Here is a 17,636-nt window from a genome sequence, read left to right as displayed (position 1 = left end):
AGATATAGTGTAAGGATTTTCTTTTCAACAGAATTTGAATAAAAAGAACAATTATTGTGAGTACGACAACTGTTAATACCGATCATTTAAATGACTTATTTGAGCGCGTGGATGCGCTCAGGGGGTATCTTTGACTATGAGCAACGCAAAGTAAACATTATTGAGCTGCAGGAGCAGACCCAAGATCCGAATTTCTGGGATGATCCCGATGAGGCGCGGCGTATCATGAAAAAGATAGATCATGAGAAGAGCTTGATAGCCGCCTGGGATGAGCTGGATTCCTTGCGGGACAGCATCCAGGTATATCAGGAATTTGAAGAAGAAGGCGAAGAGGTGGGCGATGAGCTGCAGGGGGAAGTACGCCGCCTAGAGCAAAAGTTAGATCGTCTTGAGCTGCAGAATATGCTGAGCGGTGAAGATGATCACCGAGATGCACTGCTTACTTTTAATCCCGGTGCGGGCGGTACGGAAAGTCAGGATTGGGCCGAAATGCTCTATCGGATGTACACGCGCTGGGCCAAAAATAATGACTATGAGCTGTCTGTAATTGAATACCAAGATGGGGAAGAGGCAGGACTCAAAAGTGCGACCATTCAGGTACATGGCGAATTTGCTTATGGATTTCTGAAAGCTGAGAGCGGTGTACATCGACTGGTGCGTATTTCTCCATTCGACAGCAACTCCCGTCGACATACTTCTTTTTGTTCAGTATTTGTATCACCGGTTATCGATGATACTATTGAGGTAGATATCAATGAAAGTGAGGTTGAGCTCCAGCGGTTTCGAGCCAGTGGTGCAGGTGGGCAGCACGTAAATAAAACAGAAACAGCGGTACGCCTGATCTGGGAAGGAGAACTTTCTGATGGATCCGAGGAACGTGTGGCTGCTGAATGCCAACAGGAGCGTTCGCAAAAACAGAACCGCGACAAGGCGATGACACTGCTAAAGTCAAAAATTTATGAGCTCGAAAAACAGATTAAAGAACGGGAAAAGCAGAAGCTCGAAGATTCCAAAAGTAAAATAGAATGGGGATCTCAAATTCGCTCCTATGTTTTCCATCCCTATAATATGGTTAAAGATCACCGTACTGATTATGAGACATCCAATACCGAAGCGGTGATGGACGGTGAGATCGATGAGTTTATTAATGAGTATCTGCTTTCTATTTCATCTTCATCCAGCGAGGAATGATGACTGTTGTAGGCATTACCGGGGGTATTGGAAGCGGAAAATCCACGGTATGTAAAATTTGGCAATCACTTGGCGCACGGCTGCTCAATGCGGATGCGTTGGCCAAAGAGCTCATGAATACGGATCCGGAAATAAAGCAACAGCTGGTTGATAAATTTGGAACAGACTCATTCCATGAAAATGGTTCTCTTAACCGAGACCATCTGGCCAAAGAGGCGTTCGAGAAGAATAGGGTTGAGGAGCTCAATGCCATCGTTCATCCCAAAATACCGCAAGCTGTACAATACAAAATACAGCAGGCCCAAACCGATGGGATTAATGTATTTGTTTATGAGGCGGCATTATTGTTGGATAACTTGCGTCCCAAGCAAATGGATGTGGTTGTATTAGTTTTGGCAGATCGACAAAAGCGATTAGAGCGTGTTCAACAACGGGATGGCAGTAGGGAACAAGAAATTTTGCAGCGCATGGAAAAACAGCGCAATTTTGAGGAGTCTGTTCATGAGGCTGATTATGTCATTCGAAACAACGGCACGTTGCAAGAGTTGGAAAGCAAGGCTAAAGATCTATATCAAAATTTTTTACCTTAGGATAAATTATCAGCATAGAGATTATTGAAATTATAATAGTTAAGACGGTATGGTAGATCAGAAATCGAAAAGTGTGATTACGCTGGAAGAATATATTATTCAGTCACAGAATAAATTTCCAGGTGCAAAAGGGGAGCTTTCGCAGTTGCTCAGAGATATTGGACTGGCAGCAAAAATTATTTCTCGCGAGGTTAACAAGGCGGGTATTACTAATATTTTGGGTGAAGATGGCAGTACTAATGTGCACGGCGAATCGGTTAAAAAATTGGATTTATTTGCTGATGAGCAGCTTATTTCTGCACTTAACCGCTCCGAAATTACCTGCATGGTGATCTCCGAAGAGAATGACGGTATTGTAGATCTGGATAACGATGGAGGTAAATATATTGTCTATCTGGATCCCCTTGATGGTTCTTCGAACATTGATGTAAATGTTTCTATTGGCAGTATTTTTTCAATCTACCTTCGTAAGAATACAAGTACAAAGAAGCTTTCCGAGGATGATGCGCTGCAACCCGGGCTCCAGCAGGTAGCGGCTGGATATGTATTGTACGGATCAAGTACGCTCATGGCTTATACTACAGGAGTAGGCGTCTCATTATTTACGCTGGATCCCAGTATCGGAGAGTTTATTTTGTCGAATGATGATATTAAGATTCCGGACTATGGCAGTATTTACAGCGTAAATGAGGGTAACTATAAGTCATGGCCCGAGGGGCTAAAAAAATATGTCAAGTACTGCCAGGAAGTAGATGATGAGACAAACCGTCCGTATTCTGCGCGTTATATTGGTGCCATGGTAGCGGATGTGCATCGTACCCTTATGAAGGGTGGTATCTTCATTTATCCGGATAGCCAGGAATATCCCAATGGAAAGCTGCGGCTTATGTACGAGTGCAATCCATTGAGTATGATTATTGAGCAAGCCGGTGGGATGGCTATTGACGGCAATGGACGTGTTATGGAAATTACGCCGGAGTCTATTCATCAACGCACCCCCATCTTTATTGGTTCAAAGCAGAATGTGATGAAGGTGAAGGAATTTTTGGATGAACATAAGGATGAGAAAATAGAGGCTTAAGTATAGCAATCGTCTATAGTACAAGGGGGATACGTTTGTGCTATTTTATTATTCACCTTACTGTACGTTGTGCGTTCATACGTCCAGACCCGTCTGTGCCTTTGGGATCCCCCTACAAACTCACGTTCATGCCTTCCTGTATATCATTGGAAATACAGTATCCTGCATTGGTTTCTATTACATACTTTGCCGGTTTGTCTGATTTTACATTTTTTTCGGAAAAAGGTTGGGCACTGTGATGGATGCGTACTATTTCCCCCTCGTTGTTTACAAAAATAATATCTAGTGAAAGGGGAGTATTGGCCATCCAGAAGCTGCGGGGCTCATTATTCTCAAAAATAAATAGCATACCCTTTGATTCGGGCAAATCCCGCACATCCATTAGGCCTTGGTTTCGCTCTGTGTCATCATCTGCAACGGCTACTTGAACAGTACTTGCCGTGTCACCGCTGGCAGAGAGAAAAGATACCGACCGCACAAATTCGAGTGTGCGGCCGCTGTCATTAGTATTCTTCGTATTCGATTTCTTCTGGGCTTGAGAACACCCGCTCAGAAGTATTGCCGCTATGATTGCGACTGGTAACATCAAACGTAATTTCATCAGTAGATCCATTTAAATTATAAGTAACAGTGTAGGTACCGGGCGACAGATAGCTGCGTGAGTTGTCTTTGCTGGACTTATCCAGTAGTAGGTTCCAACTCAACGTATTGAACCCATAATCAGCTTTGTCTGATAATGTTTTTACAATTTCTCCATCACTGTTCGAAATTTTAATGCTGATAGATTCTTCTTCAACGTCGGAATTGCCCACCCAGTACATCCACTTGGTTTCCGGTTCGTTAATTGGGCGGTAGGGAGCCGGGCGTTCTCCCCAGTTATCAGAATGGCGAACATCTTGAGTTTGCAGTGCCATAATGGTCGCATCTTGGTTGTTTGCTATCTTGTGGATGGGTTCAAGTTCCATTACATATACACTGCGACCGTGCGTACCCACTACCAAATCATTTTCGCGGGGATGAACGACCATATCGTAAGAAGCAACATTGGGTATTCCATTAATCAAAAACCATTTTTTGCCATCATTAAAGCTTGCATAGGTTCCGTGGTCAAGTCCCGCATATAGGATATCGGGATTTACGGGATCTTGTGCGATAACGTTGGCTACATCCTGCGGCAGATTGCCTTGTACCGATTGCCAGGTGCGGCCATAGTTAGTCGTTTTGTACAGGTAGGTTTTGAAATCATCGTACCGATAACCATTGAGCGAAGCATAAGCCGTAGCAGGATCATGGGGAGAAGCCTGCACTTCGCTGACCCAGCGGCGTTTGGGCAAGTCTTTGGATACCAAATCCCAGTGTTTGCCGCCGTCTTTGGTAACCTGGATGTTACCATCATCCGTGCCGGCCCATAGTACACTGAAATCAACAGGTGATTCCGAGATGGTTGTTAATGTAGAATAGGGGACATTGCCGTTGGGCAGATCCTTCGTTAAGTCAGGACTTATGGTCGTCCAGGTCTTACCCTGATCCATAGACCGATTAATTTTTTGTGATCCAAAATAAATGATATCCGAATTGTGGTTGCTCATTTCTACCGGCGTATTCCAGTTAAAACGATAGGGAGCTTCGCCAATCTGGTGCTTGGGCGTAATCTTGGTGTATTTATCTTTAGACTGATCAATCCGAAAATAATTACCAAATTGAAATCCTGTATAGATCAGCTCAGAATTATTGGGATCAACGGCTACATGCATGCCGTCACCGCCGAAAAGGCGTTCCCAGTGTTCACCGTCGTTGGGCGATCCTTCCGAAGAACCGGTAAAAACTCCGTTATCTTGCAGTCCTCCGTAAATATTGTAAGGCTGCTCCATGTCTACAGCTACGGTGTAAAATTGTCCCACCGGGGTATTGTTGTGATGAATAAAATTCTCTGCACCATCATGACTTTCATATAATCCTCCGTCATTACCGAGCAAAATATGCTCTGGATCATTGGGATCAATCCACATGGCATGGTGGTCGACGTGGACATCTTGATTTTCTGCTACTGCTTTCCAAGTTTTTCCACCATCTTCGGATTTAAGCATGGGTACACCCATAATATACAGTTCATTGGGATCAGTAGGGGATATGCGTACTTCGCCAAAATAGTAGCCATAGGTAAAGATGAGATTATCGAGGCTGTAACTGTTTATTTTCTTCCAGCTTTTTCCACCGTTTTCCGAGCGATAGACTTGGGCACCTTCAATACTGGTTTCAAAAAGAGCGTCATTGGCATCGCCCAGGTAATCAGACAATGCTTTAGGATTATACTTGCCTTCGCGTACATCTTGCTTGACAGATTTAGCAGTATATTTTTTAGGAAACTGGTTGCTGCGTAAAAATGTATTTAATTTGTCATCATCGAGTTCCAGAAAGGTCTTTCGACTCATGTCCACAAAATCAGTTTGGTGCAGCTTATCAGAGTCGGTTTCTTTCTTTGTTTTTGATTCCTTCTGATTATCTAAGAACGCATACATGATATTAGGGTTACTCTCGCTAACGTCGATGCCGATACGTCCCACAAACTTACCGTCAGGAAAGCCCTTCATGGCTTTTTGCCAGTTTTCTCCACCGTCATTAGAAGTATAAATCGCGGATCCGGGCCCGGCCTCATCAAAATTCCAGGCCTGTCGGTAACGTTCCCAGGTAGTGGCCCATAGTTTGTCGGGATTATTGGGATGCATAACTAAATCGATAACGCCGGTACTGTCAGGTGGTGTTAATGTCTTTGTCCAGTTTTCTCCCCCATCAGTTGTTTTATAGACACCGCGAATTTCGTTCATCGAATAAAGGGGACCCATACTGGCTGCCCAGGCCACATCGGGATTTGTAGGATGAGTAATAATTCTGCCGATATGCTGTGAGCCCCGAAGACCGGAAAAGGACCATGTTTTGCCACCGTCTTCACTCTTATAAATACCGGTGCCCGCGTAGCTCGATCGGCTACTGTTATTTTCCCCGGTACCGGCCCATAAGACGTTGCTGTCTGCTTTTGATATTGCAATGTCTCCCATTGTCAGTGTCCCCTGATGGTCAAAAATGGGTTCCATTGTATTGCCGCTGTTGGTAGTTTTGAAAATACCACCCGAAGCAAAGGCGACATAGAATTTGCGCGGGTTATCATTTTTTACTGCCAGGTCAGTAATGCGTCCGCCCATTACTGTTGGGCCCACGTTACGAACCGGATATTCGTTAAAAATAGAGTTCCCCCGCATGTGTTGACGCTTTTCAATGGCTGTTGCGCGTTCTTCAGCCGTGGTAGGGGTGATGTCTATTTCTTGAGCTTTGCTAATGACAAAACTAGAAAGTAGAATAACAATAGTGAGGCAGTACCGAGTCATGGTTACGGAAGTTAGGTGAAGATTTAAAAGTAGCTCCTTATTATAGAAAAGCTTAGATAAAGTTTTTATAAAAATTTTTAAAAAAGCAGCAGTTATGGAATATATAGTTTTTGTTTAGCTGAGGAGAAAATATAGGTAATGAGCAAATTGTTTTAACCACTTGTATTGGTCGTGTATTATAAGGAATAGTATTCTAGTTCGTGGGTTGTTTTTTAGGCGGAATACCAATATCTTTGATTGCTTTAAGTGAGCACCGCAAGGTTCTCACTTTTTTTTATCCATAAATATTGTAGCTGTGTCCAACAAAGTAACAAACAAATTAAAAGAAATTGCCGAGTCGGTTCTTTCAACAACCGATTTTTTTCTCGTCGATATTGAGATAAAGGGCGGGGATATTCCAGAAGTATGGGTATCGGTGGACGGCGAAGATCGCGGCGTTAATATGGATGAATGTGCAGAAATTAGTAACGAGATGAGTTTTTTGCTTGAAGCTCACGATATTTTCTCTGATAAATATCGGATTAATGTTTCGTCTCCGGGCTTAGATCGTCCGCTGGTTGACAAGCGGCAATACCCAAAAAACAAGGGACGAAAAGCAAGAGTTGCTTTTACAGATGAAGGCGAGGATCGTGAAGTGCAAGGTATTTTACAGGATGTATTTGAAGATGAAATTGTAATCGAAATGGAAGAAGAGTCCAAATCGATTGCATTTGATAAGCTGGTAGAAACAACAATTATTCCCTCATTCAAATAATTAAGGTTACAGGAGCTCACTGATGTCAAATGACGTTTCTAAAAAGATAATTCAATCTTTTGCCGAAATTGCAAAAGACAAGGACATGGGAAAAGATCTGCTATTGTCGATCTTGGAAGATGTCTTTAGAACGATGATCCGCAAGAAGTATGGTTCGGATGATGCTTTTGAAGTTATTTTAAATGCAGATCGGGGAGAAATTCAGATTCTTCATATCCGTGAAGTGGTACCCGAAGAAGAGTTGACGGATGAGGTGCAGGAGATTACCCTGGAAGAAGCACAAAAAAATGATCCCGACCTTGAGCTGTATGATGAGTATGCCCAAGAGCTTTCTATCCAAGATTTTGGACGTCGTGCTGTTATGATGGCGCGCCAGCAGTTATCCCAGCGTATTCGCGAAATTGAGAAGGACAATATCTTTGAGGAATATTCCGATCGTGTTGGTGAAATTGTACTAGGTGATGTCTATCAGATTCGTAGTCGCGAAATGTTAGTTAATCATAATGGTGTTGAGCTGGTACTCCCCAAAGATGAACAGATTTATAAAGACCGTTACCGAAAAGGAGATACCATTCGAGCTGTTGTGAAAGAAGTAAAGCGGTATCACGGCAACCCGTCGGTGATTATATCGCGCACGTCGCCGATATTTTTAGAGCGATTATTTGAAAACGAAATACCGGAAGTTTTTGACGGTATTATTGAACTTGTTCGTATTGCTCGTGATCCGGGTGACCGTTCCAAGGTAGCAGTTCGCTCGCACGACGAGCGGGTAGATCCCGTAGGAGCTTGTGTGGGAATGAAAGGTATTCGCATCCACGCCATTGTTCGCGAGCTACAGAACGAGAATATTGATGTCATTAATTACACTGATGATAAACACGAGTTTATTAAGAAAGCACTGCAGCCGGCCGAGGTTCTAAGTGTTGATCTCAGTGAGGATAAAAGCCATGCTAAAGTACTTGTGCCTGCTGATGAGGTATCCAAAGCTATTGGTAAGGGTGGAGTAAACATTCGTTTGGCCTCCAAGCTCACGGATTGTGAGATAGATGTGTATCGCGAAGTGGAGGAGGAAGATGATATTGATCTCGGTGAATTTGAGATCGATTTTGGTGCCGAAGTGATTGACCAGCTCCACGAAATTGGCTGTGATACAGCCCGACAGGTACTTGATCTGGAAGAAGAAGAAATCGTGCGCCGTACCGACGGCGAAATAACTGAAGAAGAGGCGGAACGAATCATCGATATTATCGCCTATGAATTTGAGGATGAAGAAGTGTGATTAAACTTACATTTCCACCAAACCTCCTTTACCTTATACTGTAGAGTACAGTTGACAAATATTTAATTTTAGAACGTAGTTTTAGAAATAACTTCATATGTCGCCTAAGGCTAAGTCAAAACGTTTATTTAAGGTTGCTTCCGAGTTTAATGTATCTACAACTTCGATTGTAGATTCACTTTCGGATGAGGGCTTTGATATTGATAATAAACCCAATTCGAAAGTAACGCCCGAAATGTACTCCACGCTTGAAGAGGTATATGGTGCTGACAAAGCTAATAGCGAGGAGCATCAAAAAGCTAAAGAAGAGTACGAAAATCGGCGTAGTCAAATTCGTTCTAGTCGTAACGAAAGTGTATCTGTTGAAGATTACCTGGAGCCAATGGAAGAAGAGGATGATGAGGAAGAAATGCCTCTTGAACCTGAGGATGAGGAAGAAGTTGAGGGTTTAAAACCCAAAGATGATGAGCAAGGTGACCAAGAAGAGGAAGCCGAAAGTGATATGCCGTTAGAGCCTCAGGATGAAAAAGAGTCTGAGGAGGCTGAAGAAGAGGTACAGCAGGATACGGAAGATGAAGAAGATAAGACAGAATCTGAAGGTGAGGCAGAATCCGAAGATGAAACGACTGAGGATTCCGAAGAAACCGATGAGGTTGAAGAATCAACAGATGCTGGTGAGGACGATAAAGAAGTTGAGTCTCAAACTGAGAAAGAAGCTGAGACCGAAACTGAAGAAGAGTCTCCAGAAGAGCAGGTAGAGGAAGAAGATACTAAGGAAGAAGTACAGCAGGATACGGAAGAGGAAGAAGATAAGACAGAATCTGAAGGTGAGGCAGAATCCGAAGATGAGGAAGAAGCCGACGATCAAGATACTGATGAGACAGAAGCAGAAGAAGATGATAATGAGGAAGAGAAGGACTCCTCAGAGCAAGGGGTAATACGCGGTAGAGCCGGCCGGTTAAAGGGAACCAAAGTAGTTGGTAAAGTAAAAGTTGATGAAAGTAAGCCGAAGCGTCGTAAAAAACGCAAGAGGAAGAAAGACCGAAAAGGCGATAAAGATTCTTCCAAGAATAAATCTAAGAAGAAAAAGAAAGGTAAAAAGAAGAAACGGAAGCGGCGCGGTAATCGAGTTGATACCGATGATGTACAGGAGAATCTAAAGCAGACCCTTCAGGAGATGAAGTCTTCTGAAACTGTTGGGAGTAAGCGACAAAAACGCCGTCGCGAGCGTAAAAAGGAGCGTGAAGAAGAGCAAAAACGTCAGGAAGAACTTCAAGAACTTGAAGAAAACATCATTGAAGCAACAGAATTTATTACTGTTAGTGATTTAGCTGATCTGATGGGTGTGCAGGCGAATGATGTGATTACAACCTGTATGGACCTGGGTAAGATGGTGTCGATAAATCAGCGATTAGACGCTAGTACTATGGAGCTTGTAGCCGAAGAATACGGCTATGAAATTGAGTTTGTCGATGCCGATGAAGGCATTGAAGAGATTGAACTTGAAGAAGATGACCCCGAAGATCTGGAACCCCGCGCTCCCATTATTACGGTAATGGGTCACGTTGATCACGGTAAAACTTCACTGCTTGACTATATTCGAAAATCACAGGTAGCAGAGGGTGAAGCCGGCGGAATTACCCAGCACGTAGGAGCTTATGAAGTTGAGACTGACGACGGACGTCCTATTACATTCCTTGATACACCAGGACACGAGGCATTTACTGCTATGCGTTCGCGAGGTGCTCAGGCTACTGATATTGTTATTTTGGTTGTAGCTGCTGATGACGCCGTGATGCCGCAAACAATTGAGGCTATTAACCACGCAAAAGCAGCAGGCGTTTCAATCATTGTGGCTATTAATAAGATGGATAAACCTGGTGCCAAGCCTGACAAAATTAAGCAGCAGTTAGCCGAACATGATGTAATTATTGAGGAGTATGGCGGCGAAAATCAGTGTGCAGAGGTTTCTGCTAAAACAGGTGAAGGAATCCCTGATCTTCTTGAGAAGGTACTTATCGAGTCTGACCTGATGGAACTACAGGCAAATCCTGACCGCAAGGCAGATGGCGTTGTGCTCGAAGCGCGTGTTGACAAAGGCAAGGGGACAGTCGCCAATATCTTGGTGCAAAATGGTACGCTCAAAGTCGGTGACTCATTTGTTGCTGGTCCGTGCTTTGGACGGGTACGTGCTATGGAAAATGAGCTTGGTAACAGGCTGGAAGAAGCAGGGCCTTCAGAGCCGTTGCAGCTTACCGGTTTTAATGACATCCCCAAAGCTGGTGACAAGCTGGTAGTGCTGGAGGATGAGCAAAAGGCTAAAGATATTGCTAGTCAGCGCCAGCAAATTCGTAGAGAACAAGAATTACGTCAATCCAGCCATGTAAGCCTTGATGATCTTTCTAGACGACTGGCACTTGGCGAAATTGATGATCTCAACATTATTATCAAAGCGGATGTGGACGGCTCTATTGAAGCACTTTCCGGAGCCTTGCAAAAGCTCAGTAATGATGAGGTATCCGTAAATATTATCCATACTGGTGCCGGTGCCATTACTGAATCGGATGTGTTGCTGGCTTCGGCATCCGAAGCTATTATCATTGGTTTCCAGGTGCGGCCCACAAATGATGCACGAAGTGTGGCTGAGGAAGAAGAAATTGATATCCGTCTCTTTAGCGTAATTTATGATGCTGTTGATGAAGTGAAAGACGCTATGGAGGGTATGCTGTCACCTGAAATAAGTGAGAAACTGTACGGCAACGCAGAAGTTCGTGAAATATTTAAAGTATCCAGTATTGGTACCATCGCGGGCTGTTATGTGACCGAGGGTAAAATAAATCGTGATAATCCGGTACGCGTTGTCCGCGACGGTGTTGTGATTTACGATGGAGAGATTGATTCTTTGAAACGGTTCAAGGATGATGTCAAAGAAGTAAAAACCGGCTATGAATGTGGTATTAGCATTGTCAATTACAATGATATTAAAGTCGGTGACGTTATTGAAAACTACGAGGTTATTGAAGAGAAACGTAAACTCGAGGATGTAGAAAGTGACAGCGAATAAGTCGAGTTTTACAGTTATAAATTTTGTCCTATGAGTATCAGAACCGAAAAGCTGGCCGCAGTTGTTAAACGAGATTTAGGTACTATTATCCAGAAAGGATATCAGCGTACCGGTTCGTTTATTACAATTACAAAAGTGGATGTAACGCCAGACCTGCTTATTGCCAAGGTGCTGTTAAGTGTGTATGCTCCCGGAAAAGATGAGGATGCTATTTTTGCTCATCTCCAGAATCAGAAAGCCAGTATCCGCAAAGAGCTTGCCGATAAAATTCGCCATCAAGTACGCCGTATTCCCAAACTTCACTTTACCAATGACAAGACAGCTGAGCATGTAGAGAAGATGGAGAATCTGTTTCAGGAAATCCGGGAAGAGCGCCAGCAGCGAGACAATAACGAAGGCCAAGAGGAATAGTCTGCGTATGGCGAAAGCGATACCTTTGAACGAACTCCCAATCTTTTCGCTCTCTCATCTTCCAAACCCTTCCTTTGATTACGCCGATGGAGCTGCTTTTTTGATCAACAAGCCTAAACATTGGACCAGTTTTACCGTTGTTAAGTTTCTTCGTAAATGCCTGGATCTAAGAAAGATAGGACATGCCGGCACGCTCGATCCCCTAGCAACAGGACTACTTATTTTATGTTGCGGTAAGGGAACCCGTACCGTTTCCGCATTTCAGGAAGCCTCAAAAACATATACCGCTGAAATTACATTTGGTTCTGCGACACCTAGTCTTGATGCGGAGACCATTCCAGATAAACGAATGTCATTTAAACACTTAACAGAACAGCGGATTCGAGATGTAATAAGCGAGCATCTTTTAGGACAGATTGTACAGATTCCTCCCATGTATTCAGCACTTAAGCACGAGGGTGATCCGTTGTACAAGCTGGCACGTAAAGGCAAGAAAGTAAAACGTAAACCGCGGCAGGTCATTATCAAAGAAATTAGTATACTGAATTGCAAACTGCCCAGGTTATCGTTGTCCATAACATGCAGCACTGGTACGTATATTCGTACGCTGGCTGATGATCTTGCGGATTATCTTGACACAGCCGGACATTTGACAGGCTTAAAGAGAACGGCCATTGGAGATTATTCGTCCAAAGACGCACTTTCTATTTCTTACTTGGAGAAAGTATTTGGTGTTGAAAATTATGAGCAACAAGCTAAACGGCACAAATAATGTTGATGCTAATCTAGAAAACTTATGGCTGATCTGGTATATCTTGATGACATAGAACAAATCACAAATTCGGTCGTCACGGTTGGTACCTTTGATGGAGTGCATGCCGGTCATCGAGCTATTGTGGATACGGTAGCTCAAAAGGCAGTCGAACGTAATGCCCGAAGTGTAATTGTTACCTTCGATCCGCATCCGAGGGACATTATAAACCCAGGTGATGACGGAATTAAGTTGTTGACAACGCTGGAAGAGCGGGCCGAAATTCTGGATGAGCTGGGTATTGATACCATGGTAGTAATTCCCTTTGACCGCGATTTCTCTTTACTGACATCCGAAGAGTTCGTTCGGGATATTGTTTATGAAAAAATTGGCGTTAGCGAATTTGTTATTGGATATGATCACAAGTTCGGCCGCAACCGCGAAGGTACCATTGAAACCATCGAAAAAATTGGGATGGAGCTTGATTTTGATACCTACGTCGTTTCAAAACGTGAGGTAGGCGTAAAAACAGTTAGTAGTACGGCCATCCGTAATATAATAAGTGAAGAGGGAGATATGGAACAGGCCGCCAGGTTTTTGCAGCGTCCCTATAAAATCACGGGAACGGTTATACACGGAGATAAACGAGGTAAAGAAATTGGATTTCCCACTGCTAATATTAAGCCGGAAAATCCTAAAAAAATTATTCCCAAAGATGGGGTTTATGCAGTTAAGGTTCAGGTAGGGGAACACCAGCTTCATGGAATGATGAATATAGGCACCCGCCCAACTTTTGAGGGTGAAGCCCGAACGCTAGAAGTTAATCTATTTGATTTTGATGGTGAAATTTATGGAAAAGAAATAGAAGTTCAGTTTTTTAACCGGATACGAGACGAAAAAAAGTTTGAAGGTAAAGAAGAATTAATCAGTCAGCTGAAGGAAGATGAAGGCGAAGCTAAAGAATTGTTGACCGACCAATAAATATTGCAAAGGGAAACATTAAAGCTTATCTTTGATCGCTATTATCATTCGTAAACAATGTAGTTTAAGTAAAGCAAATAAGATTAAATTTAACACATGTCGATAACAAAAGAGCGAAAAGCAGAATTGATCGAAAAGTACGGTGGATCTAAAGAAAATACAGGATCTACTGAGGCACAGATTGCTATTTTTACCGAACGGATTGCAGATCTGACAGATCATCTAGAAGATAATACTCAGGATCATGCCTCACGCAGAGGTTTGCTTCAACTGGTAGGAAAGCGCAAAAGATTGTTGAACTATCTTAAAGATAATGATATTGAGGCCTACCGGGAACTTATTGAAGATTTAGGAATTCGTAAGTAAGTATGGGTGAGCATATCATTAGATGTGTTCACTTATTTTATTTCATTTCTGCTGTCAGAGTGATCAACTTATTATCCCACCTGAGTTTTAGCGTACGAATTTCTTGAAGATATTGTCTGATGGAGAAGAAAATATAAATTGAATTTGAATTGAATATAGTATTACGATGAAAGAAGAATTTAAAAGTGTAGAGTTTGCGCCCGGTAAAACACTATCAGTTGAGACCGGCCGCATTGCAAAGCAGGCCGACGGCGCTGTAATGGTTCGCATGGGCGATACAATGGTGCTATGTACAGCCGTGAGTTCTAAAGAACAATCTGATAAACCATTTTTCCCATTAACAGTTGATTTACGTGAAAGTTTTTCTGCTGGAGGTAAATTTCCCGGTGGCTTTATAAAGCGCGAAGGTCGCCCCAACGATAAAGAAGTACTTTCCAGCCGTCTTATTGACCGTAGCCTCCGTCCGCTTTTTCCGGATGGATACCGCTGTGATACCCAAATTATTTGTAAAGTTTATTCCTCAGACGGTGAACATAACGGAGATGTGCTTGGCGGCGTAGGAGCTTCTGCAGCTTTGCATATTTCTGATGTTCCTTTTGCAGGACCTATTGCCGAAGTTCGCGTAGGACGCGTTGACGGTGAGTTTATCATTAACCCCACCATCAGTGAAATGGAAAACAGTGACATCGATATGATTATCGGTGGTACTGAAGAGAGCGTTATCATGATGGAAGGAGAGATGGAAGAAATTTCCGAATCTGAAATGCTTGATGCTATTAAAGCTGCTCATAAATCCATCAAAAAACTTTGTGCTTTTCAGGAAGAGCTGCGCGAAGAGTTTGGAAAGGAGAAACGTAATTTCGAGCCAGAGCCTGTTGATGAAGATCTCAAAGCTAAGGTACATGAGCTTGCGGATGATAAAATTGCAGAGCTTGTCAATGTAGGACTTGGCAAAGAAGAATACAGCGCACGACTTGACGATATTAAAGATGGAGTCGTTGAAGAGCTGACTGCAATTGAAGAATATGCTGAAGAGTCTGGAGCAATTAAAGATGTTCTCAGCAAGATTGAGAAAGAGCAACTTCGTAGTATGATTCTCGAGAAGAAGCGTCGCATTGACAGTCGCTCTCCCGAGGACGTTCGTGATATCTGGAGCCAAACAGATTATCTTGCTCGTACACATGGTTCTTCCATTTTTACGCGTGGCGAAACACAAGCACTTGTATCGGTAACGCTTGGTACGCAGAAGGATGCCCAAGCTATTGATACACTGCTGACTGAAGAAGACAAGAAATTCTATCTGCACTATAACTTCCCTAACTTTAGTGTTGGTGAAGCGGGCTATATGCGAGGTCCCGGCCGACGTGAGAAAGGACACGGCCATTTGGCCGAGAGTGCAATTAGTCAGCTTATGCCCAGTTTTGAAGAGTTTGGCTATGTGATCCGCGTAATTTCGGACATTACTGAGTCAAATGGTTCATCATCAATGGCCTCCGTTTGCGGTGGATCCATGGCGCTGATGGATGCTGGTGTACCACTCAAAAAACCTGTTGCCGGAATAGCAATGGGAATGATTGTAGGCGATGAGAATGAAGTTATTCTCTCCGACATTCGCGGTGAAGAGGATTTCATGGGAGACATGGACTTTAAAACAGCGGGTAGTAAAGATGGTATTACGGCTTGCCAGATGGATATGAAAGTTAGCGGAATTTCCTTTGAAAAGCTTGAAGAAGCACTTGAGCAGGCTCGACAGGGACGCTTACACATTCTGGATAAAATGTCAGAAACCATTTCGGAACCTAGTGAAAATATTTCTGAGTATGCTCCGCAATTCATCAATATGGAAATTGATACGGATGAGATAGGGTCAGTTATTGGTCCTGGCGGAAAAGTTATTCAGACACTCCAAAAAGAAACGAATACCGAAATCTGGGTTGAAGAAGATGAAGAGCGCGATGTAGGTAAAATATCCATTACCGGTGATGAGCTTGCCAATGTTAAGGAAGCCAAGAAGCGTATTGAAGGCATCGTTGGTCACCTAGAAGAAGGAGCGACCTATCAGGGTACCGTTCAAGCAATCAAAGACTATGGTGCTTTTGTAGAGATTGTGCCCGGTAGAGACGGACTGCTTCACGTGTCTGAGATTAATCACAGCCACGTTGACAACGTCAGTGACGTCCTTTCGGTAGGAGATGAGTTAGAAGTGAAGTTGCTTAAGATTGAACATGGCGATAAGCTTCGTCTTTCTCGTAAGGCGCTGATCTCCAAAGACGGTGAAGAAGACTAATTTATTGTACCGTCATAGATCTTAATAACTTATGCGCCATCTCGACTAGTCGGGATGGCGTTTTCTTTTGATCAAATATCATGGGTATATCAGATATTTTCATTTGATGTACACTACACATGTGGAAGTGTTACGCTTACCACAGCTACAACCGAATATGTTATCTCCCAAAAATTGAGGCTTTATGCACACAAAAAGTACTGAAGATGAACTACAAGCAGTTGATAAGACCAAACTCAGCAATGGGCTGACCATTGTTACAGAGCGTATTGAAAGTGTTAAAAGTGTAGCAGTAGGTATTTGGGCAAAGACCGGTAGCCGCAACGAGACACCACAGCAGGCCGGGGTAACACATTTTTTAGAGCATATGCTGTTTAAGGGGACCGAAAATCGGTCTTCGCTTGATATTGCCATGAGTATGGAGTCGGTAGGAGGATATCTCAATGCTTTTACTTCTTCAGAATATACTTGTTACTATTCACGCTGTTTAAATACGCAGTTGGAGCGAGCTCTCGATGTGCTTTCCGATATGGTACTGCACCCTTCATTTCCGGAAAAGGAAATTGAGAAGGAAAAAAAGGTGGTTATAGAAGAGATGAAAATGTACCGTGATAGTCCCAACGATTATCTTTTTGAACAGTTTAGTGCCAATATTTTTGACGGACATCCGCTGGGCAATTCAACACTCGGTTTTGAAGAGACCGTGTCAGCTTTTGAGCGCCAGGATTTATACGATTATATGGAACAGCGATATCAGCCGTCCAATTTATTGATCTCCGTATCCGGAAATATGGAGCACGATCAGGTTGTTGAGTTAGTATCCAATTATTTTAGCTCAGTTACTTCCCATGATACAGTGCAGAAAAATGAAGAGCTGCCTGAGTACGACGTTAATGATATTGCGTTGCACAAGTCGATTGAACAAACACATTTAATAACAGGGCGACGAGGTTTAGACTATAATCACGATGACAAGTTTAGCCTACTACTAGCTAATACGGTACTTGGAGGTGGGATGAGTTCTCGACTTCACCAAAATGTGCGCGAAAAATATGGTTATTGTTATAGCATTACCTCCTTCAATCAGTCGTACCAGGATACGGGTCTGTATGGTATTTATGTAGGGACTGACCAAGAATATGTAGATCACGTTCGGGAACTGATTAACCAAGAGCTTGATACTCTGCGACAGAGTGCCATCCCCGAAAAGGAACTTTCAGAGGCAAAGTCACAGCTTAAAGGTAAGCTTTTACTTTCAGTTGAAAGCATGAAAAATCGGATGTCACGATTAGCGAAAAGTGAAATTTATTATGACCGGTTTGTTACACTGGATGAACTCATTCAAAAAATTGATAGTGTGACATCGGAAGAAATACAATTATTTGCACAGAATTTCTTTGACAGTGACGTATTTTCCGAGGCAGTTTTATTGCCCGAAGAATAACTGTTGATTCATTTCGAGTCTGGTCAGAAATGGTTAGATTCGAGCTCTTTACGT

The 17,636-nt window shown here is 43.0% G+C and carries 14 protein-coding genes; 12 read left to right on the top strand and 2 right to left on the bottom strand.

Features of this window, described 5'->3' with window-relative positions; all coding sequences use genetic code 11:
* The first annotated feature begins 56 nt into the window (after positions 1 to 56).
* The 3 genes from prfB (at position 57) to fbp (ending at position 2,862) form a co-directional block, all read left to right on the top strand.
* Positions 57 to 1,191 (top strand): peptide chain release factor 2 gene (prfB, locus tag LX73_RS03755; protein WP_148898129.1). Its coding sequence is split into 2 segments (ribosomal slippage): positions 57 to 131 and positions 133 to 1,191, totalling 1,134 coding nucleotides; the frame shifts between segments, so codons are not numbered across the junction.
* Entirely contained in the window at positions 1,188 to 1,781 is a 594-nt protein-coding gene (coaE, locus tag LX73_RS03750) for a dephospho-CoA kinase (RefSeq protein ID WP_148898128.1), read from the top strand. The genes prfB and coaE overlap by 4 nt, the downstream gene beginning before the upstream one ends.
* A gap of 49 nt (positions 1,782 to 1,830) precedes the next feature.
* Positions 1,831 to 2,862 (top strand): class 1 fructose-bisphosphatase, encoded by a 1,032-nt coding sequence (gene fbp / locus LX73_RS03745; RefSeq protein WP_148898127.1) that lies wholly within the window; start codon positions 1,831 to 1,833, stop codon positions 2,860 to 2,862.
* 112 nt (positions 2,863 to 2,974) lie between these two features.
* Here fbp and LX73_RS03740 read toward each other — a convergent pair whose 3' ends face one another.
* Positions 2,975 to 3,448, bottom strand: coding sequence for a DUF192 domain-containing protein (locus tag LX73_RS03740; protein WP_246138156.1), 474 nt, complete (start codon positions 3,446 to 3,448; stop codon positions 2,975 to 2,977).
* Positions 3,366 to 6,245 carry a VPS10 domain-containing protein gene (locus LX73_RS03735; protein ID WP_148898125.1) on the bottom strand — a complete coding sequence of 960 codons (2,880 nt, stop codon included), beginning with the start codon at positions 6,243 to 6,245 and terminating at the stop codon, positions 3,366 to 3,368. Before LX73_RS03735 ends, LX73_RS03740 begins: the two co-directional genes overlap by 83 nt.
* 295 nt (positions 6,246 to 6,540) lie before the next feature.
* Here LX73_RS03735 and LX73_RS03730 point away from each other — a divergent pair, with 295 nt between their 5' ends.
* From LX73_RS03730 to LX73_RS03690, 9 genes are all read left to right on the top strand, one after another.
* Complete coding sequence (locus LX73_RS03730) at positions 6,541 to 6,999, top strand: ribosome maturation factor RimP (RefSeq protein WP_148898124.1); 459 nt, start codon at positions 6,541 to 6,543, stop codon at positions 6,997 to 6,999.
* Between the two features lie 22 nt (positions 7,000 to 7,021).
* Positions 7,022 to 8,278, top strand: coding sequence for a transcription termination factor NusA (gene nusA / locus LX73_RS03725; protein WP_148898123.1), 1,257 nt, complete (start codon positions 7,022 to 7,024; stop codon positions 8,276 to 8,278).
* Between the two features lie 97 nt (positions 8,279 to 8,375).
* Positions 8,376 to 11,342 carry a translation initiation factor IF-2 gene (infB, locus tag LX73_RS03720; protein ID WP_148898122.1) on the top strand — a complete coding sequence of 989 codons (2,967 nt, stop codon included), beginning with the start codon at positions 8,376 to 8,378 and terminating at the stop codon, positions 11,340 to 11,342.
* Between the two features lie 30 nt (positions 11,343 to 11,372).
* Entirely contained in the window at positions 11,373 to 11,753 is a 381-nt protein-coding gene (gene rbfA, locus LX73_RS03715) for a 30S ribosome-binding factor RbfA (RefSeq protein WP_148898121.1), read from the top strand.
* Positions 11,754 to 11,760: 7 nt separating this feature from the next.
* Positions 11,761 to 12,525 carry a tRNA pseudouridine(55) synthase TruB gene (gene truB / locus LX73_RS03710; RefSeq protein ID WP_148898120.1) on the top strand — a complete coding sequence of 255 codons (765 nt, stop codon included), beginning with the start codon at positions 11,761 to 11,763 and terminating at the stop codon, positions 12,523 to 12,525.
* Between the two features lie 24 nt (positions 12,526 to 12,549).
* Positions 12,550 to 13,485, top strand: coding sequence for a bifunctional riboflavin kinase/FAD synthetase (locus LX73_RS03705; protein WP_148898119.1), 936 nt, complete (start codon positions 12,550 to 12,552; stop codon positions 13,483 to 13,485).
* Between the two features lie 96 nt (positions 13,486 to 13,581).
* Positions 13,582 to 13,851: a 30S ribosomal protein S15 gene (gene rpsO / locus LX73_RS03700; protein WP_148898118.1), complete on the top strand. Its 270-nt coding sequence runs from the start codon at positions 13,582 to 13,584 to the stop codon at positions 13,849 to 13,851.
* A 166-nt stretch (positions 13,852 to 14,017) separates the two neighbouring features.
* Positions 14,018 to 16,138 (top strand): polyribonucleotide nucleotidyltransferase, encoded by a 2,121-nt coding sequence (gene pnp, locus LX73_RS03695; protein WP_148898117.1) that lies wholly within the window; start codon positions 14,018 to 14,020, stop codon positions 16,136 to 16,138.
* 184 nt (positions 16,139 to 16,322) lie between these two features.
* Positions 16,323 to 17,582 (top strand): M16 family metallopeptidase, encoded by a 1,260-nt coding sequence (locus LX73_RS03690; RefSeq protein WP_148898116.1) that lies wholly within the window; start codon positions 16,323 to 16,325, stop codon positions 17,580 to 17,582.
* The last annotated feature ends 54 nt before the right edge of the window (positions 17,583 to 17,636 follow it).

Origin of the sequence: Fodinibius salinus (assembly GCF_008124865.1) — a bacterium.
GTDB classification, from domain to species: Bacteria; Bacteroidota; Rhodothermia; order Balneolales; family Balneolaceae; genus Fodinibius; species Fodinibius salinus.
The sequence above is the reverse complement of the archived record's forward strand: the minus strand, read 5'-3'. Positions and strand labels throughout refer to the sequence as shown.

Bases quoted from the DNA above. Each gene is read 5' to 3' on its own strand.
- infB (WP_148898122.1), top strand. From the start codon at position 8,376: ATGTCGCCTAAGGCTAAGTCAAAACGTTTATTTAAGGTTGCTTCCGAG.
- LX73_RS03690 (WP_148898116.1), top strand. From the start codon at position 16,323: ATGCACACAAAAAGTACTGAAGATGAACTACAAGCAGTTGATAAGACC.
- rbfA (WP_148898121.1), top strand. From the start codon at position 11,373: ATGAGTATCAGAACCGAAAAGCTGGCCGCAGTTGTTAAACGAGATTTA.
- coaE (WP_148898128.1), top strand. From the start codon at position 1,188: ATGATGACTGTTGTAGGCATTACCGGGGGTATTGGAAGCGGAAAATCC.
- pnp (WP_148898117.1), top strand. From the start codon at position 14,018: ATGAAAGAAGAATTTAAAAGTGTAGAGTTTGCGCCCGGTAAAACACTA.
- fbp (WP_148898127.1), top strand. From the start codon at position 1,831: ATGGTAGATCAGAAATCGAAAAGTGTGATTACGCTGGAAGAATATATT.
- nusA (WP_148898123.1), top strand. From the start codon at position 7,022: ATGTCAAATGACGTTTCTAAAAAGATAATTCAATCTTTTGCCGAAATT.
- LX73_RS03735 (WP_148898125.1), bottom strand. From the start codon at position 6,245: ATGACTCGGTACTGCCTCACTATTGTTATTCTACTTTCTAGTTTTGTC.
- truB (WP_148898120.1), top strand. From the start codon at position 11,761: ATGGCGAAAGCGATACCTTTGAACGAACTCCCAATCTTTTCGCTCTCT.
- LX73_RS03705 (WP_148898119.1), top strand. From the start codon at position 12,550: ATGGCTGATCTGGTATATCTTGATGACATAGAACAAATCACAAATTCG.
- rpsO (WP_148898118.1), top strand. From the start codon at position 13,582: ATGTCGATAACAAAAGAGCGAAAAGCAGAATTGATCGAAAAGTACGGT.
- LX73_RS03740 (WP_246138156.1), bottom strand. From the start codon at position 3,448: ATGTTACCAGTCGCAATCATAGCGGCAATACTTCTGAGCGGGTGTTCT.